Genomic DNA, 25,110 nt, shown 5'->3' with positions numbered 1-25,110 from the left:
GAGCCGGGATACCATCGCTGACGCCATGCAGACGAATTCCACTCCTTTGCCGTACCGCAGCCTGGTCGCGATAGGCGACTCCTTCACCGAAGGCATGTCGGACCTGCAGTCCGACGGCTCCTACCGGGGCTGGGCCGACCTGCTCGCCGCCCGGATGGCGGCCCGCACGCCCGGCTTCCGGTACGCCAACCTCGCGGTGCGCGGGAAGCTGATCGGGCAGATCGTCGACGAGCAGGTGGACGTGGCGGCGGCGATGGACGCCGACGTCATCACCCTCGTCGGCGGGCTCAACGACACCCTGCGGCCCAAGTGCGACATGGGCCGGGTGCGCGGTCTGCTGACGGAGGCGGTGGAGCGGCTCGCCCCTTCGTGCCGGCAGCTGGTGCTGATGCGCAGCCCCGGCCGGCAGGGCCCCGTGCTGGAGCGCTTCCGCCCGCGCATGGAGGAGCTGTTCGTCTGCGTCGACGAGCTGGCCGCGAGGCACGGCGCGCTGGTGGTCGACCTGTACGGCGCCCCCTCGCTGGGCGACCCGCGGCTGTGGGACGTGGACCGGCTGCATCTGACGGCCGAGGGGCACCGCCGGGTCGCCGAGGCGGTGTGGCAACAGCTCGGTCACGAGCCGGAGGACGCCGAGTGGCACGTGCCGATGGCGGCCACCGCGCCGCCCGGCTGGGTGACCCGGCGGACGGCTGACGTGCGGTTCGCGCGCAGGCACCTGCTGCCGTGGATAGGGCGCCGGCTGACCGGCCGCTCCTCCGGCGACGGCCGCGCGCCGAAGCGGCCGGAACTGCTGCCGTACGAGGGGCCGGCGCAGTAAGCGCCGCGACCGCGCCCACCTGCTGGAACGGCCGGGACCGCTGGACCCGGTCCCGGAGCCGCACGGCGGGACGCCGGCCTGCCGGTGCGCGCCCGAGCCGTGGCATGCCGACGGGCCGGCCGAGCCCGCCGAGACGCCCTCGTAGGTTCCCACGAAGACCCCGGTGGCGCTGAGCTGCAGGAATCGCCAGTAGAATCCGGTTACGTGACTTCAGCGCCCGCCAAGCCCCGTATCCCGAACGTCCTCGCCGGACGCTACGCCTCCGCCGAGCTCGCCACGCTCTGGTCGCCCGAGCAGAAGGTGAAGCTGGAGCGGCAGCTCTGGCTCGCCGTGCTGCGCGCCCAGAAGGACCTCGGCATCGAGGTGCCGGACGAGGCGATCGCCGACTACGAGCGCGTCCTCGACACCGTCGACCTGGCCTCGATCGCCGAGCGCGAGAAGGTCACCCGGCACGACGTGAAGGCGCGGATCGAGGAGTTCAACGACCTCGCCGGGCACGAGCACGTGCACAAGGGCATGACCTCCCGTGACCTCACCGAGAACGTCGAGCAGCTGCAGATCCGGCTCTCGCTGGAGCTGGTGCGCGACCGCACGGTGGCCGTGCTGGCGCGTCTCGGCAGGCTGGCGGGCGAGTACGCCGAGTTGGTCATGGCCGGCCGCTCCCACAACGTCGCCGCGCAGGCCACGACCCTCGGCAAGCGTTTCGCGACCGCCGCCGACGAGCTGCTCGTCGCGTACGGCCGGGTCGAGGAGCTGCTGGGCCGCTACCCGCTGCGCGGCATCAAGGGCCCGGTGGGCACCGCGCAGGACATGCTGGACCTGCTGGGCGGGGACGCCGCGAAGCTCGCCGAGCTGGAGCACCGGATCGCCGGGCACCTGGGCTTCTCGCAGGCCTTCACCTCGGTCGGCCAGGTGTACCCGCGCTCGCTGGACTACGAGGTCGTCACCGCGCTGGTGCAGCTGGCGGCGGCGCCGTCCTCGACGGCCAGGACGATCCGGCTGATGGCCGGGCACGAGCTGGTCACCGAGGGCTTCAAGCCGGGCCAGGTCGGCTCCTCCGCCATGCCGCACAAGATGAACACCCGCTCCTGCGAGCGCGTCAACGGACTCATGGTGATCCTGCGCGGCTACGCCTCGATGACCGGTGAGCTGGCGGGCGACCAGTGGAACGAGGGCGACGTGTCCTGCTCGGTGGTGCGCCGGGTCGCGCTGCCGGACGCGTTCTTCGCCCTGGACGGCCTGCTGGAGACCTTCCTGACGGTCCTCGACGAGTTCGGTGCCTTCCCGGCGGTCGTCGCCCGCGAACTGGACCGCTACCTGCCGTTCCTGGCCACCACCAAGGTGCTGATGGGCGCCGTCCGCGCCGGGGTCGGCCGGGAGGTCGCGCACGAGGCGATCAAGGAGAACGCCGTCGCCACCGCGCTCGCCATGCGTGAGCAGGGCGCCGAGCGCAACGACCTCCTCGACAAGCTCGCCGCCGACGACCGCCTCCCCCTCGACCGCGACCAGCTGGCCGCGCTGATGGCGGACAAGCTGTCCTTCACGGGCGCCGCGGCCGACCAGGTCGCCGTGGTCGCCGGCCGGATCGAGGAGATCGTCAAGCAGCACCCGGCGGCCGCCGGCTACACGCCCGGGGCGATTCTCTGACCCGCTCCCCCCGCTTCACCAAGGCGGACCTGGAGGCCGCTCGCGACCGTCTCGTCCCGGACGTGGTCGCAAGCGGTCTCCACGTGCTGTTCTGCGGCATCAACCCCGGGCTGATGACGGCGGCGACCGGTCACCACTTCGCCCGCCCCGGCAACCGCTTCTGGCCGGTGCTCCACCTGTCCGGCTTCACGCCCCGCCTGCTGAAGCCGGCCGAGCAAGGGGAACTGCTGTCGTACGGGCTGGGCATCACGAACGTCGTGGCGCGGGCGACCGCGCGGGCCGACGAGCTGACCGGCGCGGAGTACGCCGAGGGCGGGCGGCTGCTGACCGACAAGGTGCGGCGCCTCGAACCGAGATGGCTGGCCGTGGTCGGGGTGACCGCGTACCGGTCCGCCTTCGGGGACCGCACGGCGCAGGTGGGGCCGCAGAAGCGGACCATCGGGGACACGCGGGTGTGGGTGCTGCCCAATCCCAGCGGTCTGAACGCCCATTGGACGGCGGCGACGATGGCGGAGGAGTTCGCCCGGCTGCGGGCTGCCGCTGAAGCCGGGTGATCAGGGCGGGTCGGTCTCGGTCACTATGCCGAGGAGCTGGAACGGAAGCTCCTTGTACCCGTGGGACACCCCGAGGGCGACCCATCTGCCCGAGCCGGGCGCCTGCCAGAGGTGGACGTCCGGCACGTGCTCGCTCAGCCCGGCCCAGGGCTCTTCCAGGTCCTCGCCCGCCAACGCCCGGTCGAGGACACTGCGCAGGCTGAACTGCTGCGCCGGCCCCCACCGCCCGGTGAGCCGCGCGGCCACGCCGTCCCGGTCCGCCTCGTACTGCGCCGCCGCCTCCTCCCACGCCGTGCCGTCGTCGTCCCAGAAGTCGCCGCTGGTCTCTAAGGCGGCCGTGTGGAAACCGGGCCCGCTCTCGCCGTGCTCCGTCACGCCGTGCTCCCCGGGGAACTCCCGGGCGCACAGCAGGTCGATGACGGTCAGGCACTTCGCGATGTCCATGCGATCCAGTAAAGCGGGCCCCACTGACAATTGGCGGGCCGTCAGGCGTCCCTGCGGTGGAGGGTCCAGGCGCCCGCCAGCAGGGCCGCCGCCGTCCACAGCGCGCTCACGGCGAGACCGCTCCACGGGCCGAGGGGGCCGTCCCAGGTGCTGTGCAACACCACTTGACCGGCCCGGTCGGGCAGGAAGTCGGCGACGCCCGAGGACATGTCACCGATGACGAAGGACACGATCAGCAGGAACGGGATCAGGACGGAGAGGGTCGCGACGCCGCTGCGCAGCACGGCCGTGAGACCGGCGGCGAACAGCGCCATCAGCGTCAGCTGCAGGCCGCAGCCGACGGCGCCGCGCACCCCCTCCCCCCAGCTCGGTCCCGAGGTGCCGAGGGCGGCCTTGCCCACCAGCAGCGTCACCGCCCCCGTGAGCAGTCCGACGGCGAGCGCGGGCAGGGCGATCGCCGTGACCTTCGCAGCGAACCAGCGCCGCCGGTCGGGCACGGCCGCCAGCGTCAGCCGCAGCGCGCCGCCCCGGAACTCCGACGACACGGCCGTCGTACCGAAGGCGATCGCGGCGATCTGCCCGAAGCTGATGCCGAAGAACGCCGAGAACAGCGGGTCCGGGTCGGCCGGGTCGACGGAGGCCGAGGCGAGCGCGGAGAACACCGCAGTGGCGAGCAGGACGGCGGCGAGGGAGCCGAGGAGCGAGCGCAGCGTGCGGATCTTGATCCACTCCGCGCGCAGAACCGGGGTGAACGGCATGGTCAGGCCTCCTGGGTCTGGGCGGTGAACTCGGCCTCGCCGGCGGTCAGATCGAAGTAGGCCTGCTCCAGGGTGCCCTCCTGGGCGGCCAGTTCCAGTACGGGCAGGCCCGCCTCGGCCATGAGGCGGCCGAGGTCGTCCACGCGCGCGTGCCGCACGGTCCAGGCTCCGTCCTCGTGCCGGGTGGCCTCGTGGCCGTGCCGGCCGAGCAGGTCGCCGAGGGCGGTGGTCTCGGTGGTGCGGATCCTGACCTGCGGCCGTACGCGCGCGTGGATGAACTCCCGGACGGGGGTGTCGGCGAGGAGGCGGCCCCGGCCGAGGATCACGAGGTGGTCGGCGAACGCGGCGGTCTCGTTCATGAGATGGCTGGAGACCAGGACGGTACGGCCGTCGGCGGCGAGGTCGCGCAGCAGGGTACGGATCCAGACGATGCCCTCAGGGTCGAGGCCGTTGGCGGGCTCGTCCAGCAGGACCACCTCGGGGTCCCCGAGCAGGGCGGCGGCGATGCCGAGCCGTTGGCGCATGCCGAGCGAGTAGGTCCTCACCCGGCGCCGGGCCACCTCGGCGAGGCCGGTCTGCTCCAGGACCGTGCCGACCCGGCGGTCCGGGATGCGGTTGCTCGCGGCCAGGGCCCGCAGATGGGCGTGCGCGGTGCGGGAGCCGTGCGCGGCGCCGGCGTCCAGCAGGGCGCCGACCCGGCGCAGCGGCTCACGGAGTTCGGCGTAGGCGCGGCCCCCGATCAAGGCGGTGCCGGAGGTGGGGCGGTCCAGTCCGAGGACGAGCCGCATGGTGGTGGACTTGCCGGCGCCGTTGGGGCCGAGGAATCCGGTGACACGGCCGGGCATGACGCTGAAGGTCAGGTGGTCGACCGCCCGCCGGGCGCCGTACTCCTTGGTGAGGTCTCGTACGTCGATGCTGGTCATGGCTTCAGCCTGGCCTCGTGGAGGAGTTGGCGCCTCCCCCGCGCGTGGAGATCGTCTCCCCCGTGCGGGGGAGGCCCGTTGTCGGTGCCTGCTGCGACGATGTCCCCATGGTTCGCCTCCTGCGCCCGCTGCTGCGCGGGACGACGTACACGCGGCTGCTGCACCTGTGGGTGCCCATGCTGATGGAGAGCGTGTGGCTGTTCATCGACATGTCGAGGCCCTGGGTGCCCGCCCTCGTACTCGTCCCGGTGGGCCTGCTGCCCGCCGTGCGGACCGGCGAGGGGGTGCAGGCACGGCTGCTGCTGACGCCGGGCGAGAAGGAACCGGGCATCTCCGAGGCGCGGTCCGCCACCTGGCGGGACCGGCTGCGCACGGTGCTGTGGCTGGAGCTGCGGTGGGTTCTCGGCTGGGCGGCCACGTTCACCACGGTGTGGCTGCCCGTCATCGGCGTCGAGCTGGCGGGGTGCGCGTGGGGGCGGGCGCCGTCCGGGATCCCGCTGCTGGACCGGCTGCCGCCGGACCGCGCCTGGGCACTGCTGACACCGCTGCCGCTGATCGTCCTGTACGGCGTGGTCGTCGCCCTGGGCGAGCTGGTCACGCTCTGCGCGCGGCGACTGCTCGGTCCCTCCGCCGCGGAGCGGCTGGCCACCCTGGAGGAGCGCACCGAGCAGCTGCTGGAACGCACGCGCATCGCACGGGAGTTGCACGACTCGATCGGGCACGCGCTGACCGTGGCGGTGGTACAGGCCGGTGCGGCGCGGACGGCGGGCGATCCGGAGTTCACCTACCGGGCGCTGGGCGCCATCGAGGAGACCGGCCGGGCCGCCCTGGCGGACCTGGAGCGGGTGCTGGGAGTGCTGCGCGAGTCCGAACGCCCGGTGAGCGCCCGGCCGACGCTGGCCGAGGCCGGTCGGCTCCTGGAGTCGGCGCGGGCCTCCGGGGCGAAGGTCGACGCCGAGGTGACCGGTCCCGTCGCGGCCGTCCCGGGGCCCGTGTCGCGCGAGGGCTACCGCATCCTTCAGGAGGCGCTCACGAACGTGCTGCGGCACGCGGGAGCCGTTCCGGTGCGGGTCCGGGTAGCGGTCGGCGACGACATGCTCGTCCTGGAGGTGCGCAACCCGCTGCCGGCCGCGATACCCGGGCCCGGGCGGGGCAGCGGGCTGCGGGGCATACGGGAGCGGGCCGCTCTGCTCGGGGGCGGTGTCCGCACCGGTCCGGACGAGGGCGACTGGCAGGTGCGGGCGGAGCTGCCACTGAGTTGATCTAGGCTGGCCGGATGCCGGTCACCGTTCTCCTTGTCGACGACGAGCCATTGGTCCGCACGGGCCTGCGGGCGGTGCTGGAGGCGCAGCCCGACATCGAGGTGGTGGGCGAGGCGGCCGACGGTGCGGCGGTCATCCCGCTCGTGCGCCGGCTCCGGCCCGACGTGGTGGCCATGGACGTGCGGATGCCCCTGCTGGACGGGATCGAGGCCACGCGCGCGGTGCTGCGCACGGTCGCCGAGCCGCCGAAGATCCTCGTGGTGACCACCTTCGAGGACGACGAGTACGTGTACGAGGCGCTGCGCGCCGGTGCCGACGGCTTCCTGCTCAAGCGGGCCCGGCCCGCCGAGATCGTGCACGCGGTACGGCTGGTGGCCGAGGGCGAGTCGCTGCTGTTCCCCGCCTCCGTACGACGGCTGGCCGCCCGGTACGGCGACGGCGACCGGCCCGCGCGCGCCGCCCTGGAGCGGGCGCGGCTCACGGAGCGGGAGGAGGAGGTGCTGCGGCTCGTGGCACGGGGGCTGTCGAACTCGGAGATCGCCGCCCGGCTCGTGGTGGGCACGGAGACGGTCAAGTCGCATGTGAGCGCGGTGCTGGCCAAGCTCGGCGCCCGCGACCGCACCCAGGCGGTGATCGCCGCCTACGAGTCGGGGTTCGTCGAGCCGGGCTGAGCCGGCGTGCTCCGGGCTCCGCCGGTCCGTCGCCGCCGACGAGACGGGGCTGATCGAACTCGGGCTGAGCAAGCGTGCTCAGGCGCCGCCGGTCCACCGCCGCGCACGAGACGGGCTGATCGAAGCCGAGGTGAGCGAGCAACTGCGTTCCGGGCTCCGTCGGTCCACGGCGGCCTTCGGGCTTCGGGCTGGGGCGCGTAGGGCCCGAGTGAGCAGGGGCATCCGGAGCCGCGCCGGTGCACCGCCGTCCACGAGCCGGGCTCGCCGAGCCCGGGTGAGCAACCATGCCTCGGGCCGCATCGTTCCACCGCCGCACGGTGCCGGGGGCAACCCGGCGCTCGCCGGGGTGCGCCGGGCCGAGTACGATCCGCCCAACACGCCCGCGAGCTGGAAGGACGGACGGTGGGGCAGCTGACCGGCGGCGATCCCTCGCTGCTGCGAAGGATCAATTCCGCGGTGGTGCTGCACGCGCTGCGTGCCGCGGGCTGCGCGACGCTCACCGAGATCACCCGCGTCACCGGACTGTCCCGGCCGACGGTCGAGGGCGTGGTCGAAGGCCTGATCGAGGCCGGTCTCGTCGTGGAGACGGCCGCCGACGAGGGCACCGCACGCCGTCAGGGGCGGCCCGCCCGCCGGTTCCGGTTCCGGGCCGAGGCGGGGCATCTGCTGGGCCTGGAGATCGGCGCGCACCGGGTCTCCGCCCTGCTGTCCGACCTGGACGGGCGGGTGCTGGGCGCGCAGGCCAAGGAGGTCGACGAGACGGCGTCGGCGGACGAGCGGCTCGACCGGCTGCGCGGCGCGGTCGCCGAGCTGCTGCGGCGGGCCGGTGTCGCCCGCAGCTCGCTGCGCGCGGTGGGCGTGGGCACGCCGGGCATCGTGGAGGCCGACGGCACGGTCCGGCTGAGCACGGCGCTGCCGCAGTGGACCGGGCTCCCCCTGGGCGAACGCCTGAGCCGTTCCTTCAAATGCCCGGTGCTGGTGGAGAACGACGCCAACGCGGCGGCCGTCGCCGAGCACTGGAAGGGCGCGGCGAGCGAGACGGACGACGTGGTGTTCGTGCTGGCCGGGCTGAGCCCGGGCGCGGGTTCGCTGATCGGCGGGCGGCTGCACCGCGGCTACGGCGGGGCGGCCGGGGAGATCGGCGCGCTGCATCTGCTGGGCCGGGAGGCGACCCCGGAGACGCTGCTGTCCACGACCGACGAGCCGTTGCACCCGCTGGACGAGCAGGCGGTGGCCGAGGTGTTCTCGCTGGCGCGGGAGGGCGACCAGCGGGCGGGGGCGGCCGTCGAGCGGTTCATCCAGCGGCTGGTGCACGACGTGGCCGCGCTGGTGCTGGCGCTCGATCCGGAGCTGGTCGTGATCGGCGGCTGGGCGGCCGGTCTGGACGGCGTACTGGAGCCGCTGCGCCGCGAACTGGCCCGCTACTGCCTGCGGCCGCCCCGGGTGACACTGTCCGCGCTGGGCGAGGCGGTCGTGCCCACGGGCGCGCTACGGCTGGCCATCGACCATGTCGAGGAGCAACTGTTCGCGGTGGAGAGCACGGTGACGGCACGTCGCTGACCGAACGGGGTCGTGCCGTGCCCTCCCGGCTCTTCGCCGACGGCAACGCGAACGCTGGCCGCACACCCGGTCGTTGCGGCGGCTGCCCGCCCTCCAGATGTCGTTCGTGCGGCCGACCCGCCGGGCCGTGCGAACACCAGCCAGGCACCCGGCCGTTGGTGAGGCCGCTCGCCCTGCACGGGCCTCTGCTTGCGACCGGCCGCGGCGGCAGCACGGACGCCGAAACGGACCCGGCTCTTGCCGCGCCGTCCCGCGCCTGCACCTGCCGTTCGTGCGGCCGACCCGCGGTGGCGGCGTGTCGGGGAGCGCATCCCCCACTGGTGAAACGCCCTACGCCCCGGCGGAGTTCCGGGGTGTGACAGAGGGGCTTGGCACATCGGCGCGCCCGGCCCGTGCCCGGCGCATCGCCGCACCCGGCCCGTTCCCGAGACCCGCGCCGGACGCCCCTGCCATCACCCGTGCGGGCACCGCCGCCCCGGGATTGTCCCTGGACGGCGGTCCGGTGCGGGTCAGGACGCGCGTCGCTCCGGGTCGTGGTGTATCTCGACGTCCGCCGATTCGCCGAAGGTCAGCCGGCAGGTGTCGGCGCGGTAGGTCGCGACGGACAGTGCCGCGGTACGGCCCTGGGCGACGAAGCGAGTGGTGACGACGAGGACGGGCGAACCGGGAAGCCGGTCGAGTTCCCTCGCGTCGTCCGCCCGGGCCGAGCCCAGCTCGACGGCGCGCTCCTGACCCTCCAGCTCCAGATGGTGCAGCTCCCGCAGCACGGCACGCGCGCGTGCCGGACCGGAGGGCGCGTCGATCGCCGTCAGATCGGGCACGGAGGCGGCCGGGAGGTAGAGCAGCTCGGTGGCGACCCGCTGGCCGTGCGACATGCGGGAGCGGTACACGGTGTGCACGGGCTCGTCCGCGGCGGTCTCCAGGGCCGCCGCGACGGCGGCGGGCGGCGCGGCCTGCTCGCAGTCCACGGGCTGCCAGGCGTCGCCGGCGGCCCCCGGCCAGGTGTGCCGCTCGGTGCCGACGGCCACGCCCACGCGCGGGGGCGCGACCGTGGTGCCCACACCGCGGCGGCGCTGCAGCCGCCCCTCCAGCTCCAGCTGTTCGAGGGCCTGACGGAGCGTGGCACGGGCCACGCCGAAGCGGGCGGCGAGGTCGCGCTCGTTGGGCAGGATCTCGCCGACCGAGAACTCGGAGTCCAGTGCTTCGCTGAGCACTGTCTTGAGATGCCAGTACTTCGGTTCCGGTACCGAATCCAGCTGCGTGGTCCCCACCCTGTCCTCCGCAAGAGCCGTGGTCCGGCGGTTTTTAGCGCCCTTGTTTATTAAAGGTTGTTGCACTTCTCTGCGACCATAGGACGGCGCTCACCCTTGGTCAAGACCAATCCTCGATCCCTTGGGCGGCGCACGGGTGACCTGCGGCGAAGCGTTCACGAGGCGTTCGTACGCGCCGGGGTGTGTGACATCGCGGCAAAGCCCCCGTCGCACGACGGGGGCTTGCGGGGGGGCGCGTGGTCAGCGGTCGGCCAGGTACCGGAGCTTGTCGGGGTTGCGGATGATGTACACGGCCATGACACGGCCGCCGGCGGTGTCCAGCTGGATCAGGGTGTCGGGCTTGTCGCCGGACATGACCAGCAGGGCGGGGCCGCCGTTGACCTCCAGGTGGCGCGACGACAGGCCCGGCCCGGCGGTGGGGGTGACGGCGGCCAGGAAGCGGCCGATCTTGTCGGCGCCGTGCAGGACGCGGACCGGCGCCTTGGCCTTGCCGCCGCTGTCGCCGACCAGGAGGGCGTCCGGGGCGAGCAGGGACATGAGCCCGTCCAGGTCTCCCCCGCCCGCGGCGGCGAGGAAACGTTCGGTCAGCTCGCGTCGCTGGGCGGGATCGACCGTGTAGCGCGGCCGCCGCTCGTCGACGTGCCTGCGCGCCCGCCCGGCGAGTTGCCGTACCGCCGCCTCGCCGCGGTCGAGCAGCCCGGCGATCTCGGCGTACGGGTAGCCGAACGCCTCCCGCAGGACGAAGACGGCCCGTTCCAGGGGCGACAGCGACTCCAGGACGACCAGCACGGCGAGGGAGACGGTGTCGGCGAGGACGGCCCGGTCCGCGGCGTCCGGGGCGGCGTCGCCGAACTCGGTCGGGTACGGCTCGGGCAGCCAGGGCCCCACGTAGGCCTCGCCGCGCGCCTGCACCTGGCGCAGCCGGTCGATGGCCAGACGGGTGGTGATCCGCACGAGGTACCCCCGCGGCTCGCGGACCTCCGTGCGCTCCGCGCGCGACCAGCGCAGCCAGGCGTCCTGGACCACGTCCTCGGCGTCGGCCACCCGGCCGAGCATGCGGTAGGCGACTCCCGTGAGCAGGGGCCGGTGCTCTTCGAAGACCTCGGTGGCGGGATCGGCGGTCACCCGTCCATCCCATCCGACACGCCCCGCCGGTGTCCACCGGGAATCAGTGGGCCGGCCCGCGCGGCGGATCACAATGACCGCGGACCGCCGGGGCCGGCGGCCAAGAACCTGGAGGTTGCCGATGCGGTACGCGGTGCTGGGCACGGGGGAGGTGGGCCGCGCACTGGGCGGCAGACTGGTGGAGCTGGGCCACGAGGTGGTGCTCGGCTCGCGCACCAAGGACAACCCGGTGGCCCAGGAGTGGGTGACCGCCGCGGCGGGCCGGGCCCGCGCGGGGACGTTCGCGGAGGCTGCCGCGTCGGCCGAGGTGGTCGTCAACGCGGTGAGCGGCCGGGTGGCGCTGGACGCGCTCCGGGCGGTCGGCGCGGGGCACCTCGGCGGCAAGGTCCTGGTGGACGTCTCCAACCCCCTGGCGTTCGAAGGCGGGCTGCCCCGCCTGGAGCCGGTGGAGTCGGACAGCGTGGGCGAGCAGATCCAGCGGACCTTTCCGCACGCGCGCGTGGTGAAGACGCTGAACACCGTCAACTGCCAGGTGATGGTGGCTCCGGGGCGAGTCCCGGGCGACCACAACATGTTCCTGTGCGGCGACGACACGGCCGCCAAGGAGCAGGTGAGGACGCTGCTCGGCGAGCTGGGATGGCCCGCCGAACGGGTGCTGGACCTGGGTGGCATCGGGTCGGCACGCGCGCTGGAGATGTATCTGCCGCTGTGGCTCGGGCTCTCCCGGGTCCTCGGCCACGCCGACTTCAATGTCGAGGTGCGCCGAGCGCGTTGACGGGCGTGCAGCCGGGGCGAACAGGGGCTACCCGTCGGTAGTAATTGCTGACAAGCTGTCTACGGCGTCCGTCAGCAGCCCAGACGAGGAGCACCCCATGTCCGCCACCGTCACCTTCAAGGTCCCCACCCCGCACGGCCCCAAGGACGTGACCGTGGCCTACGCGCGCGTGGGACGCGGCGAACCGCTGGTCCTGCTGCACGGCATCGGCCACCACCGGCAGGCCTGGGACCCGGTCGTGGACATCCTCGCCACCGAGCGCGACGTCATCGCGGTCGACCTGCCGGGCTTCGGCGCGTCGCCCGGCCTCCCGGACGGCCTCGACTACGACCTGCCCACGACCGACGGCGTGCTCGGCGCCCTGTTCGAGGCGCTGGAGCTGGACCGCCCGCATGTCGCGGGCAACTCCCTGGGCGGTCTGCTCGCCCTGGAACTGGGCCGCGAGAAGCTCGTGCGGTCCGTCACCACGTTCTCCCCGGCGGGCTTCTGGACGGAGGCCGAGCGCCGCTACGCCTTCGCCGTGCTGCTCGCGATGCGGGGCGTCGCCCAGCGGCTCCCGCTGCCCCTGGTGGAGAGGCTGAGCCGCACGGCGGCCGGCCGTACCGCGCTGACGAGCACCATCTACGCGCGCCCCGCCCGCCGGGCCCCCGAGGCGGTGGTCGCGGAGACGCTCGCGCTCGTGGGCGCCCCCGGCTTCGACGCGACCCTCAGGGCGGGCACCACCGTCCGGTTCACCGACGACCTGCCCAGCCTGCCCGTCACGGTGGCCTGGGGCGCCCGGGACCGGCTCCTCGTGCGACGCCAGGGCGTCCGCGCCAAGCAGCTCATCCCGCACGCCCGGCTGATACGCCTGCCCGGCTGCGGCCACTGCCCGATGAACGACGACCCGGCCCTGGTGGCCCGGGTCATCCTGGACGGCAGCCGCTGAACGGCGCGGCGAGTCGCGTCCCACCGTGCCGTGCGTGCTGCGCACCTCCCGCCCCGCGCGCGCGTGCGAGGCGGCGCGGAGTAAGACGGGCGTCCCCCTCGCCGCTTTGTTCACCCGCGGTTCGCGTGCGCGCCGCGGCGCCCCAGTAGGTGTGGCTCCGCACACCGGCCGAATCCCGTTCTGGAGGCGCAGCCATGTCACACCGTCAGCTCCCGGGGCGCCGCGGCGTTCTGCGCGGCTCCCTCGCCGCGTCGGCGGCCCTGACCCTGCCCGTGGGCCTCGGCGCCGCCCCGGCGTTCGCGCGCTCCGGGCGCCCCGAGGCGGCCTGGGGCGTCCAGGCGGGCGACGTCACCGCCGACTCCGGCCTCGTGTGGGTGCGTTCGGACCGGCCCGCCCGGATGATCGTGGAGACCTCGGCCACCGAGTCGTTCCGCAACCCGCGCAGATGGCGGGGCCCGCTGCTCGGCGCCGGCACCGACTTCACCGGCACGACCCGGCTGCACGGACTGCCCGCCGGCGAGCAGGTCCACTACCGCGTGCTGCTGGCCGACCCGGACGACCCGCGCCGCACCGGCGAGCCGGTGACCGGCACCTTCCGCACCGCTCCGGCAGGGCGGCGCCATGGCGTGAAGTTCGTCTGGTCGGGCGACCTGGCCGGACAGGGCTGGGGCATCAACGAGTCGATCGGCGGCTACCGGATCTTCGACGCCATGGCGAGGACCGACCCGGACTTCTTCCTGTGCAGCGGCGACAACATCTACGCCGACGGGCCGATCTCCGCGACCGCCACCCTGCCCGGCGGCGGCGTCTACCGGAGCGTCACCACCGAGACGAAGTCGCACGTCGCGATCACCCTGGACGACTACCGCGGCAACTTCCGCTACAACCTGCTGGACCAGGCCCTGCGCCGGTTCAACGCCCAGGTGCCGAACATCATCCAGTGGGACGACCACGATGTCCGCAACAACTGGTACCCGGGCGAGGTGATCGGCACCGGCACCCCCTACCCGGCCGGCACACGGCTCGACGACCTGGCGGGGCGTTCGCGCCGGGCGTTCTCCGAGTACTTCCCGATCTCCACCGTCAGCGGCCGCCCGGACGGCCGGATCTACCGCGTCGTCAACCACGGACCGCTGCTCGACGTGTTCGTGCTCGACATGCGCACCTACCGCAACGCCAACTCCCCCGACGACCAGACCGTGGACCCGGTGGGCATCCTCGGCCGCGCGCAGCTGGAGTGGCTCAAGCGCGAGCTCTCCAGGTCCCGAGCGGTGTGGAAGGTGATCGCCAACGACATGCCGCTCGGGCTGGTCGTGCCGGACCCGGTCGAGGGCAGGCCGGACTTCGAGGCGGTCGCGCAGGGCGACCCCGGGGCGCCGCTCGGCCGCGAGCTGCAGATCGCCGAACTGCTGCGGTTCGTCAAGCACCGGCGGATCACCGGCACGGTGTGGCTCACGGCCGACGTGCACCACACCTCGGCCCAGCACTACGACCCGTCGCGGGCCGCGTTCAAGGACTTCGCCCCGTTCTGGGAGTTCGTCTCCGGGCCGCTCAACGCGGGCGCGTTCCCGGCCGGCGCGCTCGACGGCACGTTCGGCCCGGACCGGGTGTTCGTCAAGGCGCCGACCGCCTCGAACGTCTCGCCGGCCGAGGGGTACCAGTTCTTCGGCGAGGTCGACATCGACGGCGACAGCGGTGAGCTGACGGTCCGGCTGCGCGAGTACGACGGCACCGTGCTGTTCACGCAGACGCTGCAGCCGGGCCGGGTCGGCCAGTAGCGCCGGCGGAACCGCCGGTTCCCGTACCCTTCGAGCCGTGCCGCGCTCCGGCGTCATCCCCCGGAGCGCGGCACGGCAACCGGCCTGCAGGACGGGCGCTTTCGCAGGTCAGCCGGATTGTCAGTGGTCGGCTCTACGGTTTTTCCATGACGCGATCACTGCAGGCCGTGGCCTATCGGCGACCCTCCGCACTCGAGTCGGCCGCGGGCGGCCGCCGCCTCGGACTGGAAACGTCCCGGGGCGCGACTCCCACGGGCGCCCAGGACCATCCGCGGTTCTTCGCGGGCTTCCTGACCTCGCCCCAGGTGGCCGCGGCCGGGCTGCTCGCGGTGGCCGACGTGGCGGCGGCGCGGTACCACCAGCCGCAGCTGCGCGCCTCGCTCGACCCGGTGGTGACGGGCAACGGCGACCGACTGCGCTTCGAGTCCTTCTCCGGCTGCGGCGGGGTCTACGCCCGCCTGGACGTGCTCACCGAGGGCCTCGACGGCGGCGAGGTCGGGCACGGGACGACGAACGTGGACGTCAACAACCCGCTGCGCGAGGCGCTTTCGCGGATCGGCGGCGAGGATCCGCTGCACCTGCGCGTCGGCCCGGAGGAGCTCGCGGTCACCACGCTGGACGGTCCGGTGGTGGAGAAGAAGGTCCCGCTGCCCGACCGGTGGCTGCGCGGCTTCGCCGAGGCCCAGGTGATCGCGGCCGGGTTCGACCTGCGGGCCGAACTGACGGCGGACGAGGCGGTGCGGTTCCTGCGCGGGCTGCCCCGTTCAAGCGGCGCTCGGCGGGGCCCGGGCGGTCCGCGCTGGGTGGTGCCGGTCGGCCGGACGCTGCGCCCGACGACCCGGGTGGTGCCCGGCGCGGTCTGCCTTCCGGGCCCCGACCGGCTGGCGGCGCTCCAGCGGGTGCTGCGTCACGCGACGGCCCTGCGGGTGTACGGCCCCTCGGTGACCGGCACGGCCGCCGCTGCCGCCGCCTGGGAGGTGGTCCTGCCCGGTATGCGGCTGACGCTGACCCTCTCGCCGGACGCCTCGCGCGGATTCTCCGGCGAGGGCGGCGTCCTCGACGCGCTGGCCACCGAAGAGGCCGCGGCGGACGCCGAGTTGATCTCCGTGCTGCTGGCCTGGGAACCCCGTGTCGACGTGGCCGACCTCGCGGCGGGATCGGGCCTCACGCCCGAGCGGGTGCGCGCCGCCCTGGTCCGCCTCGGCACCTCGGGCCGGGTGGGGTACGACACGGCGGAGGCGGCCTACTTCCACCGTGAACTGCCGTACGACGCGGGGCGGGTCGAGCAGCACAACCCACGGCTGCGTTCGGCACGGGCGCTGGTGGCTTCGGGAGCCGTCGCCGTGGACGGCTCGCTCGCCACGGTGACCGCCGAGGACGGCCATGTGCACCGGGTGCGGGACGAGGCGGGGGTCCTTACCTGCAGCTGTCTGTGGTGGGCGAAGTACCGGGGCGGGCGCGGGCCGTGCAAACACGCGCTGGCGGTGCGGATGGTGCGACGGGGCGCCGTCGTGGACACGGCGAACGCGACCGTCGTGGCGGAGCGGGTTCCGGCGGGAATCGACGGGGGTGTGCGATGAGCGCGCTGACGGAGGCGGTACGGGCGGGAGGCACGGCGGAGACGCTGCGCGTGCTGCGGGGCATGACGGACACCGAACGACGTTCCGCCCTGCCGGAGTTGAAGGAGTTGCGCAAGGAGCTGCGGGCCACCCCGCCGTGGGCACCCGGGTCCGACCGGATCCGCCCGTCGCTCCATCTGGCCGGGGCGGCCTGCCACACCGGCGCGGCGGCCGCCGCCGACTGGCTGGCCGGGACGGACATGCGCTGGCGGCGGGCGCCGACGGAGAGCATCCTGCGGGTGCTGGAGCACCGGGACACCGGCTGGCTGGCCGATGTCGCACACCGGCTGGCGGGCCGGCCGGTCTCCGCGAACGTCCCGTACGACCTGATGGCCGGGCTGGTGAGCCGTGCCGGCTGCGACGTACCGGCCACGGACGCGTATGTGGTCAGCTGGGTCCGCAGCGTCGGCTCCGGCTGGGACCAGGGCTGCGTCCTCCCCCGGTTGCGCGGCGAACCACAGCTCGCCCCGCTGGTGGCCGGGCTGTTCACGCTCACGGACGTGCGCGAGGTCCGCTGGATGCTCGGCGACGGAGCGCACGCCTGGCAGGACGCCCTGGCCACGCTCGCCCGGGAGGGCGTCCTCGACCGCGCCTTCCTCGTCGACGCCTGCACGGCCCGGCTGCTGCGCGGCGGCGGCCCCACGGACCACCGGATCTTCCTGCCGCTGCTGACCGCACTGGCCCTGACCCGCACGGAGGAGCGGCAGCGCGTCACCGACTGGACGGCCCTGGCCCGCGAAGCGGTCCCGGCCGTGGCCGCGCACGCCCAGACGGTGCTCACGGCGCTGGCCCTGGACGGCCTGCTGACCACGCGGCAGTTGGCGGAGGCCTCCGAAGCGCTGCTGTTCCGCGCCGAGAAGAAGCTGGTCCGGACCCAGCTGGTGCTGCTCGGCAAGGTGCTCGGCCGTGATCCGGCCGTCGTACCCGAGCTGCTGCCGGTGGTGGCCCAGGCGTTCGGGCACGAGGACGCCCAGATCCAGGAGCGTGCGCTCAAGCTGGTCGAACGGCACGCCGGCGCACTGGACCGCGCCGACGACATCGCCGCCGCGGCCCGGCAGCTGGGTCCCGCCCTGCGCGTCCACGCGGCCACCGCGCTGGGCTCCGCCGCGGTGGGCGCGGCTGCGGAGGCGTACGAGGAGGTGCTGCCGCCCGCGCCCGAGCCGGAGCGGCTCGCGCCGACGCCGAGGACCGCGGCCGAGGTGGCCGAAGAGGTGGGGGCGCTGCTGGCGTCCGGCGGAGACGTCGCCGCGTTCGAGCGGGCGCTGGACGGCCTGGTGCGGCACACCCACCGGGACGCGGACGCACTGCGCGAGGCGCTGGCACCGGTGATCGCGAAGCGCTGGTGGGCCACGAAACAGCGCCTGGCATGGCCCGGAATCGACGATCTCTTCGGCAACGGCCGCCACGGCCTGCTCGACGCGGAGGAGGGACTCGACCTGCTCCTCGCGAGCCTGCACGGCAAGGTGAGGACGACCACGCTGCTCGACGCCGTCCGGCGCGGGCCGAAGGAGCACGAGTGTGCGCACAGCGGGCTCAGCCGGGTGTTCGACGCCCGGCTCCGCGAGGTGGCGCACCGCATCCGCAAGGACCCCCTGCCGCTGCTGCTCGCCACGCCGACCTGGAGCACGGGACTGCTGGATCCGGCGGAGCTGGTGGAGCGCCTGGCCGAGTACCGGCGCCTGGACGCGCGGGTCGGTGCGCTCGACTTCGGGCAGGCCCTGCTGCGGGTGCAGAGGGACGACCGTGCCGCGGCCGAGGACGCGGCACGGCGGGCGCGGGCGCTCGGCACCCGCGAGGGCGTCCGGCTGGCCAGGTGGCTGATGGCGGGGCACCCGGCCCCGCCGTCGGTCCGGCGCCGGACCGAGGGCGTGCGGGTGCTCCTGGAGCTGGGCGAAGTGCCGGAGATGGTCGAGAACTTCCCGCAGGAGTTCCACCGGCTCGGACGGCCGTTGTCGGCGTTCGACCGCTGGCACTGCAGCCACTGGAACTGGGGGGCTCGCCGGCACTGGCTCGCCGTGCTGCCCGAACGGCGCGAGTTGGTGGCGGCCCGGATCCTGCCCGACGTCGCCGCGACGGCCGCCCACGACAAACGGGGCTCCACCGTGCTGCCCCTGCTCGCCGAGTCCGGCGGCGAGGCGGGCGAGGCCGTGCACCTGTGCGTGGCGTACGGGCTGGGCGCGCGGCACGCCGAGGAGCGGCTGGCCGCCGTGGACGCCCTGCTCATACTTGCCGCACGAGGACAGCTCGACGCCGACCGGCTGGGCGCGGACCTGGGCGACCTGATGGTGCGCGGCGCGGTCAAACCGCAGCGGCTGGCCGACTCGGCGCGTACGGCGGCGGCCACGGGAGCCGAGGCGACGATATGGAGCATGCTCCGGCACACCTTGCCGGAGCCGCTCGCCGGTCTCGGTACGGCCCGGCCGGAGGCGGCGGCCGTGGCGGCACGGGGGCTCGGGGACCTGCTGGCCGTGGCGGCGGACTGCGCCGAACGGTGCGGGGCACACGGGGAACTGCCGCACCTGGCGGAGATCGCCGCCCGCAAGGGCGCCTCGCGCCTGGTGACCGAGGCCCGGCGGCTGCGGGCCGCGCTGGCCCCGGAGGTGGTGCCGGCCGCCTGAGTCGAACCGCCGTGCGACGGCACGCCGCCGAACCCCCCACAGTGAAAAAGGCAACAAAGGGTACGGAGCAGGCTTTTACCCATCGGTCACAAACAGTTCGTGATCACGCAACACCTTTCCTTCACAGTGGGTGCATGACTCCAGAGATGTCTGATGTGACCCGAGCGAAGCACGGACGGCCCGTGCACCACTGGCGGCGGGACCTCGTGGAACTCGCCGCGCTCTTCACGGCCGTCGCCGTGGCCGACGGGGTGGCCAATCTGATCGGGCACGGTCCCGACGGTCCGGCACTGCTGGTGATCTCGGCGATCGCGCTGGCCGCGACGGCGGGCTTCCACACCTGGTGGTCACGGCGCCATGGCCACGCACCGCCCGTGAGCGATACCGGTGCCCGGCCGGCCGCCGAGACGCGGTCGGCCGGGGCCGCCGAACAGCCAGGTGCCGCCGCCGACGAGGTGAGCGGTACCGGCGCGCTGTGGCGGATGCGGACGACGGTGAAGGACGAGCCCGGTTCGCTGGCCGCGCTGTGCTCGGCGCTGGCGGGGCGCCGGGTCGACATCCTGAGCCTCCAGACGCACCCGCTGGCCGACGGCACGGTGGACGAGTTCCTGCTGCGGGCGCCGGCGGCGCTGGCGGCGGCCGAGATCACCGAGGTGGTGTCGACGGCCGGGGGCACGTCCACCTGGATCGAGCGGGCCGACGCCCACGACCTGGTCGACGCACCGACCCGGGTGCTCGGCCTGGCCGCCCGCACCGCGCTGGACGCCGCCGAACTGCCGCTGGCGCTGCGCCAGTTGCTGGGCCGGTGCACGATCCGTTCGCTGCCGGGCAGGCCGGTCGGCGGGGGGCGCGGTCCCGAGCCGGTGCCGGTCGAGGGCGTGCTGGAGGACACCGTCATGCGACTGCCGGCGCCGGAGGGCGGAGTGCTCACCGTGGAGCGGCCGTATCTGCCGTTCACGCCGACCGAGTTCGCGCGGGCCCGGGCGCTGGTGGAGCTGGACGCGCGGCTCGGCCCGCGGATCCCGGACGGCCAGGACGTGCTGACGCTGCCCGAGGGCAACGACATCACCGTCCGCCGGATCGACACCGGTGACCTGGCCGCGGCCAAGGCGATGCACGAGCGGTGCTCGGCCCGCACCCTCGGCCTGCGCTACCACGGTCCGGTCGGCGACGCGGACCGCTATCTGACCCACCTGCTCAGCCCCCGCTTCGGGCGGACGCTGGCGGTGCAGACCACCTCGGGCCGCATCGTCGGACTCGGCCATCTGCTCTGGGACGGCGAGGAGACGGAGGTGGCGCTGCTGATCGAGGACGACTGGCAGCGGCGTGGGATCGGTGCCGAACTGCTCGGGCGGCTGGTGGCGATGGCGGTGGAGGCCGGCTGCGGGAGCGTGTACGCGGTGACCCAGGCCTCCAACACCGGCATGGTCGCCGCGATGCGCGGCCTCAGCCTGCCGCTGGACTACCAGGTGGAGGAGGGCACCCTGGTCATCACGGCCCGGCTGGACACCGCTCGCACCGCCGCCGGTCCGTCGCACGGCACCGCACGGGGCCGCCTGGGAAACCCGGCCCACCGCGACTGACGATCCCCACCCGGAGCACAGTGCCGGCGTCGCCACCACGGGCCGGCACCTTCCACCGGGCCCCGGTGCGGGGCACCCTCTTCGGCGAACCCACCAGCCGGCGACGACAGCGGAGCCGAACCCCGGCCCGCCGGGACGGCCGCCGGTCTCCCCTCACCGACCCGGCCCGGTGCCTTCCACCGGGCCGCGGTGCGGCGCGCGCCCCCCGCAACGGACCCGCCACACCGGCCCCACCCCGACAGCGCTCGCAGTCGGTGTGGGGCCGGTGTGGAGAGCGGATCTGCGGCGAGGGGCCCGTCAGGAGGCCGCCGCCATCCGCCCGCGTCGTCCGGGTGGCGCACCCGGACCACCCGCCCCTCCCCTCGTAGGGGCGGGGGCCGTTTCTCAGCCCACTGCCTCCCGCAGGGGCACCGGCGCCAGGACCCGCTCCCCCAGCGCCTGGTCCAGGTCCGCCCAGAGATCGTCGACGTCCTCCAGGCCGACCGACAGCCGCAGCAGGCGGTCGCTGACCCCCGCGCCGCGCCGGTCGTCGGCGTCGACGATGCGGTGACTGATGGAGGCGGGGTGCTGGATGAGGCTGTCGACGCTGCCGAGGCTCACCGCCGGGGTGACCAGACGGACCCGGGAGATGACCTCGTGCGGGTCTCCGTGCACCTCGAAGGCGATCATCGCGCCGCCGAGGCGCGGATAGCGCACCCGGGACACGCGCGGGTCGGCACCGAGCCGGCGGGCCAGTTCGGCGGCGTTCGCGGAGGCCGCCCGGACCCGCACCGGAAGGGTGGACAGCCCGCGCAGCAGCAGATAGCCGGCCAGCGGATGCAGCACCCCTCCGGTGGCGAACCGTATCTGCCGCAGCTTGCCCGCGAACTCCTCGTCGCAGGCGACCACTCCGGCCAGCACGTCGCCGTGGCCGCCGAGGTACTTGGTGGCGCTGTGCAGCACCAGCCGCGCGCCGTGCTCGGCCGGACGCTGCAGCACCGGCGTCGCGAAGGTGTTGTCGGCCAGCAGCGGAACCGAGCCGCAGGCGTGCGCGAGGGCCCGCAGGTCGACCTCGGCGAGGGTCGGGTTGGCCGGGGACTCGACCATCACCAGGCCGGTGTCCGGGCGCAGCGCGTCGGCGATGCCGGCCGGGTCGGTCCAGGTCACCTCGCTGCCGAGGAGCCCCGCGGTCAGCAGATGGTCGCTGCAGCCGTATAGCGGCCGTACGGCGACGACGTGGCGCAGCCCCATGGCGGACCGGGCGAGCAGGACCGCGCTGAGCGCGGCCATGCCGCTGGCGAAGGCGACCGAGGACTCGGTGCCCTCGAGCCGGGCCAGGGCCGTCTCGAAGCGGGCGACGGTCGGATTGCCGAGGCGGCCGTAGATCGGCGGGCCGGTCGGGTCGGCGCCGTCGCCGGCGAAGGCGTCGATGCGGGCGGCCTCGCCCCGGCTGTCGTACGAGGGGTAGGTGGTGGACAGGTCGATCGGCGGGGCGTGCAGCCCCTGCCCGGCGAGATCGTCGCGGCCGGCGTGCACGGCCTCGGTGGCCAGGGCTCTGGTTGCGGTGCGTACGTCGTCGTAGGCACCCGTCGTCGCTGTGTCCATGGGCGGAAGGGTGAACAATGAACGGTTCACTGAATTCGAACACCGTGCTACGTTCGGCCAATGGCCGAATCTGTCGTACTGGATCCGGTGGACCTGCATCTCCTGCGGCTGCTGCAGAACGACGCCCGGACCACCTATCGCGACCTCGCCGAGCAGGTGGGCGTGGCGCCGTCGACGTGTCTGGACCGGGTCACCCGGCTGCGCCGCTCCGGCGTGATCCTCGGCCACCGGCTGCAGCTCGACCCGGCCAGACTCGGCCGCGGGTTGCAGGCGCTGCTGTCTGTGCAGGTCAGACCGCACCGGCGGGAGCTGGTCGGGCCGTTCGTCGAGCGGATCCGCGCGCTGCCGGAGGCGCGGACGGTGTTCCACCTCACCGGGCCCGACGACTATCTGGTGCATGTGGCCGTCGCGGACATGGCGGATCTGCAGCGTCTGGTGCTCGACGAGTTCACGGCGCACCGCGAGGTGGCCAGGGTGGAGACCCGGTTGATCTTCCAGCAGTGGGAGTGCGGGCCGCTTCTGCCGCCCGGCCACGCCCAGAGCTGAATCCCCCCGAACGTGGGTGACGCGGAGATCCTCGCCGTATGAGGATGGGCGGCATGTCTGAGACCAAGAGCCCGCTGCCCCGACAGGTCGCCGACGCGTACGTCGACGAGCTCATCGCCCTCGACCCGGTCATGGGTACCTACCTCGGTGTGAAGGAGAGTTCGGGCAGACTCCCCGACTACTCACCCGCCGGTCAGGAGGCACTCGCCCAGCTGTCCCGGACCACCCTCGCCAGGCTGGACGAGGCGGAGCGGCAGCCCGGTGCGGACAGCGACGTGGAGCGGCGCTGCGGCCGGCTGCTGCGGGAGCGGCTGACCGCAGAGCTCGCCGTGCACGAGGCGGACGAGCACCTGCGCGCGGTGGGCAACATGCACACGCCCGGGCACTCGGTGCGGGACATCTTCACGGTGACGCCGGCGCGGACGGACGAGGACTGGGCGGCGATCGCCGAGCGGCTGCGCGCGGTACCGGGCGCGCTCGCGGGCTACCGCGAATCGCTGGAACTCGGCCTGGAACGCAAGCTGTTCGCGGCCCCGCGGCCGACCGCGACCTTCATCGAGCAGGTCAGCGAGTGGACGGACACGGACGGCAAGGGCCGCGGCTGGTTCGAGGACTTCGCCGCCGCGGGTCCGCAGGCGCTGCGCGCGGAGCTGGACGAGGCGGCCCGTGCGGCGACCGGCGCCCTGGTGGAGCTGCGGAACTGGCTGCGGGACGTGTACGCGCCGGCCGTCGAGGGCGCCCCGAACGTCGTGGGCCGTGAGCGGTACGCGCGCTGGTCCCGCTACTTCAACGGCACCGACCTGGACCTGGACGAGGCGTACGCGTACGGCTGGTCGGAGTTCCACCGGCTGCTCGGCGAGATGCGGCAGGAGGCGGAGAAGATCCTGCCCGGGGCCGAGACGCCTTGGGTGGCGCTGGCGCACCTCGACGAGCACGGCCGGCACATCGAGGGCGTCGAGGAGGTCCGCGCCTGGCTGCAGGGTCTGATGGACAAGGCCATCGAGGACCTGGACGGCACGCACTTCGAACTCGCCGAGCGGGTGCGGAAGGTGGAGTCCTGCATCGCCCCGCCCGGCGGCGCCGCGGCCCCCTACTACACGGCGCCGTCGGAGGACTTCTCCCGGCCGGGCCGCACCTGGCTGCCCACCATGGGGCAGACCCGCTTCCCGGTCTACGACCTCGTCTCGACCTGGTACCACGAGGGTGTGCCCGGCCATCATCTGCAGCTCGCGCAGTGGGCGCACGTGGCCGAGAACCTCTCCCGCTACCAGGCGACGGTCGGCGGGGTCAGCGCCAACGCGGAGGGCTGGGCGCTGTACGCGGAGCGGCTGATGGACGAGCTGGGCTACCTCACCGACCCGGAGCAGCGGCTCGGCTACCTGGACGCGCAGATGATGCGGGCGGCCCGGGTGATCGTGGACATCGGCATGCACCTGGAGCTGGAGATCCCGGCGGACTCGCCGTTCCACCCGGGTGAGCGCTGGACCCCGGAGCTGGCCCAGGAGTTCTTCGGTGCGCACAGCAGCCGGCCCGCGGACTTCGTGGAGAGCGAGCTGACCCGGTACCTGACCATTCCGGGCCAGGCGATCGGCTACAAGCTCGGTGAGCGGGCCTGGCTGCTGGGCCGGGAGAAGGCGCGCGAGCGGCACGGCGACGCGTTCGACCTGAAGGCCTGGCACATGGCGGCGCTGTCGCAGGGTTCGCTGGGTCTGGACGACCTGGTGGACGAGCTGTCCCAGCTCTGACCGCGGGGCGCGGCCGGGATCGCCCGGACCGCGCCCGGCTCGGCCGTCCGGCCGTCCCCCGGTGGCGGGGGCGGCGGGGCGGCCGCTAGCTGGTGCCCGGGGGCCGATGCGGAGGAGGCGGGCCGGGCATGCAGGAGTCGGGGCCGGGGCAGCGGGCGCTGGAGACACCGCGGGCCGCCGGGTGGGCCGGAGTCGCCTTCGCACTGCTGCTGGCGGCGGCGATCGTCCTGATCAGGCTCGGGGTCCCGGAGGGGGCCGAAGCGGCGACCGTTCAGGGTTCCATGAACTCGGGGCGGCGACGGGCGGTGCAGACGGCCGTGGAGCTGGTGCCGTTCGCGGGCATCTGCTTCCTGTGGTTCGTGGGCGCCGTACGGGCGCACATCGGGGAGGTCGAGGACAGGTTCCTCGCCACCGTCCTGCTCGGCAGCGGCCTGGTCTTCACGGCCACCATGTTCGGCGGCGCCGCCGCGGCGGGTGCCGTGCTCTCCGTCCAGCATCCCCCCGGCGGCACACCGGGGCCGGCCTACTGGGACTTCGGCCGTCATCTCGCGTACACGCTGCTCACGACGTACGCGATGCGGATGGCGGCCGTCTTCGTGTGCTCCATGTCGGTGATCGGCCACCGCCTGGGCGTCCTGCCGCGCTGGCTGACGGTCCTGGGCTTCCTCTGTTCCCTGACGCTGCTCGTCGTCGCGTCGAACGTGCCCTGGGCCGAACTGGTCTTCCCGGCGTGGTCGCTGCTGCTCAGTGTGTACATCCTCGTGGCGAGCGGCAGGAACCGGCCCCGGGCCGCCGCTGCCGCATGATCTCCGCCCGGCGCGGCGGCTCACTCGATCGGCGTGCCCGGCGCGCGGCCACCCCGCCTTCCCTTCCATGCTGGCGTGCGGGGGACGACCGCCGTC

The 25,110-nt window shown here is 74.0% G+C and carries 21 protein-coding genes; 15 read left to right on the top strand and 6 right to left on the bottom strand.

The window, feature by feature from the left end; translation table 11 throughout:
* Positions 1-25 precede the first annotated feature (25 nt).
* The 3 genes from ACZ7FF_RS16525 to mug all read left to right on the top strand — a co-directional run bounded on the left by ACZ7FF_RS16525 (position 26) and on the right by mug (position 3,018).
* A complete protein-coding gene (locus ACZ7FF_RS16525; protein ID WP_470812894.1) occupies positions 26-817 on the top strand; it encodes an SGNH/GDSL hydrolase family protein in 792 nt (263 codons plus the stop codon).
* A 204-nt stretch (positions 818-1,021) separates the two neighbouring features.
* Positions 1,022-2,464 (top strand): adenylosuccinate lyase, encoded by a 1,443-nt coding sequence (purB, locus tag ACZ7FF_RS16520; RefSeq protein ID WP_470812893.1) that lies wholly within the window; start codon positions 1,022-1,024, stop codon positions 2,462-2,464.
* Between the two features lie 113 nt (positions 2,465-2,577).
* Complete coding sequence (mug, locus tag ACZ7FF_RS16515; protein ID WP_470813090.1) at positions 2,578-3,018, top strand: G/U mismatch-specific DNA glycosylase; 441 nt, start codon at positions 2,578-2,580, stop codon at positions 3,016-3,018.
* On the opposite strand, the gene ACZ7FF_RS16510 is transcribed toward mug, so the two are convergent.
* The 3 genes from ACZ7FF_RS16510 to ACZ7FF_RS16500 are packed head-to-tail and all read right to left on the bottom strand — an operon-like array spanning position 3,019 to position 5,143.
* Positions 3,019-3,462, bottom strand: coding sequence for a hypothetical protein (locus tag ACZ7FF_RS16510; RefSeq protein WP_470812892.1), 444 nt, complete (start codon positions 3,460-3,462; stop codon positions 3,019-3,021).
* 41 nt (positions 3,463-3,503) lie between these two features.
* A complete protein-coding gene (locus ACZ7FF_RS16505) occupies positions 3,504-4,220 on the bottom strand; it encodes an ABC transporter permease (protein ID WP_470812891.1) in 717 nt (238 codons plus the stop codon).
* Between the two features lie 2 nt (positions 4,221-4,222).
* Entirely contained in the window at positions 4,223-5,143 is a 921-nt protein-coding gene (locus tag ACZ7FF_RS16500; RefSeq protein ID WP_470812890.1) for an ABC transporter ATP-binding protein, read from the bottom strand.
* Positions 5,144-5,250: 107 nt separating this feature from the next.
* Here ACZ7FF_RS16500 and ACZ7FF_RS16495 point away from each other — a divergent pair, with 107 nt between their 5' ends.
* The 3 genes from ACZ7FF_RS16495 to ACZ7FF_RS16485 all read left to right on the top strand — a co-directional run bounded on the left by ACZ7FF_RS16495 (position 5,251) and on the right by ACZ7FF_RS16485 (position 8,636).
* Complete coding sequence (locus ACZ7FF_RS16495) at positions 5,251-6,405, top strand: sensor histidine kinase (protein WP_470812889.1); 1,155 nt, start codon at positions 5,251-5,253, stop codon at positions 6,403-6,405.
* A 14-nt stretch (positions 6,406-6,419) separates the two neighbouring features.
* Complete coding sequence (locus ACZ7FF_RS16490) at positions 6,420-7,076, top strand: response regulator (protein ID WP_470812888.1); 657 nt, start codon at positions 6,420-6,422, stop codon at positions 7,074-7,076.
* 402 nt (positions 7,077-7,478) lie between these two features.
* Complete coding sequence (locus ACZ7FF_RS16485) at positions 7,479-8,636, top strand: ROK family transcriptional regulator (RefSeq protein WP_470812887.1); 1,158 nt, start codon at positions 7,479-7,481, stop codon at positions 8,634-8,636.
* Between the two features lie 509 nt (positions 8,637-9,145).
* Here ACZ7FF_RS16485 and ACZ7FF_RS16480 read toward each other — a convergent pair.
* Together ACZ7FF_RS16480 and sigJ are read right to left on the bottom strand one after the other, a co-directional pair.
* Positions 9,146-9,907, bottom strand: coding sequence for a GntR family transcriptional regulator (locus tag ACZ7FF_RS16480; RefSeq protein ID WP_470812886.1), 762 nt, complete (start codon positions 9,905-9,907; stop codon positions 9,146-9,148).
* 240 nt (positions 9,908-10,147) lie between these two features.
* Complete coding sequence (gene sigJ, locus ACZ7FF_RS16475; RefSeq protein ID WP_470812885.1) at positions 10,148-11,032, bottom strand: RNA polymerase sigma factor SigJ; 885 nt, start codon at positions 11,030-11,032, stop codon at positions 10,148-10,150.
* 121 nt (positions 11,033-11,153) lie between these two features.
* On the opposite strand from sigJ, the gene ACZ7FF_RS16470 reads away from it, so the two are divergent.
* The 6 genes from ACZ7FF_RS16470 (at position 11,154) to ACZ7FF_RS16445 (ending at position 20,333) form a co-directional block, all read left to right on the top strand.
* The gene (locus ACZ7FF_RS16470) at positions 11,154-11,807 is read left to right on the top strand and encodes an NADPH-dependent F420 reductase (protein WP_470812884.1); all 654 of its coding nucleotides are present in this window, start codon (positions 11,154-11,156) and stop codon (positions 11,805-11,807) included.
* Positions 11,808-11,904: 97 nt separating this feature from the next.
* A complete protein-coding gene (locus ACZ7FF_RS16465) occupies positions 11,905-12,735 on the top strand; it encodes an alpha/beta fold hydrolase (RefSeq protein ID WP_470812883.1) in 831 nt (276 codons plus the stop codon).
* 194 nt (positions 12,736-12,929) lie between these two features.
* Positions 12,930-14,513, top strand: a complete 1,584-nt coding sequence (locus tag ACZ7FF_RS16460; RefSeq protein WP_470812882.1) for an alkaline phosphatase D family protein — start codon at positions 12,930-12,932, stop codon at positions 14,511-14,513.
* Positions 14,514-14,659: 146 nt separating this feature from the next.
* Positions 14,660-16,093, top strand: a complete 1,434-nt coding sequence (locus ACZ7FF_RS16455; protein WP_470812881.1) for an SWIM zinc finger family protein — start codon at positions 14,660-14,662, stop codon at positions 16,091-16,093.
* The gene (locus ACZ7FF_RS16450) at positions 16,090-18,750 is read left to right on the top strand and encodes a DUF7824 domain-containing protein (RefSeq protein ID WP_470812880.1); all 2,661 of its coding nucleotides are present in this window, start codon (positions 16,090-16,092) and stop codon (positions 18,748-18,750) included. Before ACZ7FF_RS16455 ends, ACZ7FF_RS16450 begins: the two co-directional genes overlap by 4 nt.
* Before the next feature lie 134 nt (positions 18,751-18,884).
* Entirely contained in the window at positions 18,885-20,333 is a 1,449-nt protein-coding gene (locus ACZ7FF_RS16445; protein ID WP_470812879.1) for a GNAT family N-acetyltransferase, read from the top strand.
* A 384-nt stretch (positions 20,334-20,717) separates the two neighbouring features.
* Here ACZ7FF_RS16445 and ACZ7FF_RS16440 read toward each other — a convergent pair whose 3' ends face one another.
* Entirely contained in the window at positions 20,718-21,917 is a 1,200-nt protein-coding gene (locus tag ACZ7FF_RS16440; protein WP_470812878.1) for a trans-sulfuration enzyme family protein, read from the bottom strand.
* A gap of 60 nt (positions 21,918-21,977) precedes the next feature.
* Between ACZ7FF_RS16440 and ACZ7FF_RS16435 the strand changes: the two genes are divergently transcribed.
* The 3 genes from ACZ7FF_RS16435 (at position 21,978) to ACZ7FF_RS16425 (ending at position 25,014) form a co-directional block, all read left to right on the top strand.
* Positions 21,978-22,463, top strand: coding sequence for an Lrp/AsnC family transcriptional regulator (locus tag ACZ7FF_RS16435; protein WP_470812877.1), 486 nt, complete (start codon positions 21,978-21,980; stop codon positions 22,461-22,463).
* Between the two features lie 53 nt (positions 22,464-22,516).
* Positions 22,517-24,208, top strand: coding sequence for a DUF885 domain-containing protein (locus ACZ7FF_RS16430; RefSeq protein ID WP_470812876.1), 1,692 nt, complete (start codon positions 22,517-22,519; stop codon positions 24,206-24,208).
* A 128-nt stretch (positions 24,209-24,336) separates the two neighbouring features.
* Positions 24,337-25,014, top strand: coding sequence for a hypothetical protein (locus ACZ7FF_RS16425; protein WP_470812875.1), 678 nt, complete (start codon positions 24,337-24,339; stop codon positions 25,012-25,014).
* Positions 25,015-25,110 lie beyond the last annotated feature (96 nt).

This window comes from Streptomyces sp. NPDC037126 (genome assembly GCF_055605965.1).
The sequence above is the reverse complement of the archived record's forward strand: the minus strand, read 5'-3'. Positions and strand labels throughout refer to the sequence as shown.

Excerpts from the sequence above, each read along its gene's own strand:
- ACZ7FF_RS16525 (WP_470812894.1), top strand. The coding sequence starts at position 26 with ATGCAGACGAATTCCACTCCTTTGCCGTACCGCAGCCTGGTCGCGATA.
- mug (WP_470813090.1), top strand. The coding sequence starts at position 2,578 with ATGACGGCGGCGACCGGTCACCACTTCGCCCGCCCCGGCAACCGCTTC.
- ACZ7FF_RS16510 (WP_470812892.1), bottom strand. The coding sequence starts at position 3,462 with ATGGACATCGCGAAGTGCCTGACCGTCATCGACCTGCTGTGCGCCCGG.
- ACZ7FF_RS16505 (WP_470812891.1), bottom strand. The coding sequence starts at position 4,220 with ATGCCGTTCACCCCGGTTCTGCGCGCGGAGTGGATCAAGATCCGCACG.
- ACZ7FF_RS16500 (WP_470812890.1), bottom strand. The coding sequence starts at position 5,143 with ATGACCAGCATCGACGTACGAGACCTCACCAAGGAGTACGGCGCCCGG.
- ACZ7FF_RS16495 (WP_470812889.1), top strand. The coding sequence starts at position 5,251 with ATGGTTCGCCTCCTGCGCCCGCTGCTGCGCGGGACGACGTACACGCGG.
- ACZ7FF_RS16490 (WP_470812888.1), top strand. The coding sequence starts at position 6,420 with ATGCCGGTCACCGTTCTCCTTGTCGACGACGAGCCATTGGTCCGCACG.
- ACZ7FF_RS16470 (WP_470812884.1), top strand. The coding sequence starts at position 11,154 with ATGCGGTACGCGGTGCTGGGCACGGGGGAGGTGGGCCGCGCACTGGGC.
- ACZ7FF_RS16465 (WP_470812883.1), top strand. The coding sequence starts at position 11,905 with ATGTCCGCCACCGTCACCTTCAAGGTCCCCACCCCGCACGGCCCCAAG.
- ACZ7FF_RS16460 (WP_470812882.1), top strand. The coding sequence starts at position 12,930 with ATGTCACACCGTCAGCTCCCGGGGCGCCGCGGCGTTCTGCGCGGCTCC.
- ACZ7FF_RS16455 (WP_470812881.1), top strand. The coding sequence starts at position 14,660 with ATGACGCGATCACTGCAGGCCGTGGCCTATCGGCGACCCTCCGCACTC.
- ACZ7FF_RS16450 (WP_470812880.1), top strand. The coding sequence starts at position 16,090 with ATGAGCGCGCTGACGGAGGCGGTACGGGCGGGAGGCACGGCGGAGACG.
- ACZ7FF_RS16445 (WP_470812879.1), top strand. The coding sequence starts at position 18,885 with ATGACTCCAGAGATGTCTGATGTGACCCGAGCGAAGCACGGACGGCCC.
- ACZ7FF_RS16440 (WP_470812878.1), bottom strand. The coding sequence starts at position 21,917 with ATGGACACAGCGACGACGGGTGCCTACGACGACGTACGCACCGCAACC.
- ACZ7FF_RS16435 (WP_470812877.1), top strand. The coding sequence starts at position 21,978 with ATGGCCGAATCTGTCGTACTGGATCCGGTGGACCTGCATCTCCTGCGG.
- ACZ7FF_RS16430 (WP_470812876.1), top strand. The coding sequence starts at position 22,517 with ATGTCTGAGACCAAGAGCCCGCTGCCCCGACAGGTCGCCGACGCGTAC.
- ACZ7FF_RS16425 (WP_470812875.1), top strand. The coding sequence starts at position 24,337 with ATGCAGGAGTCGGGGCCGGGGCAGCGGGCGCTGGAGACACCGCGGGCC.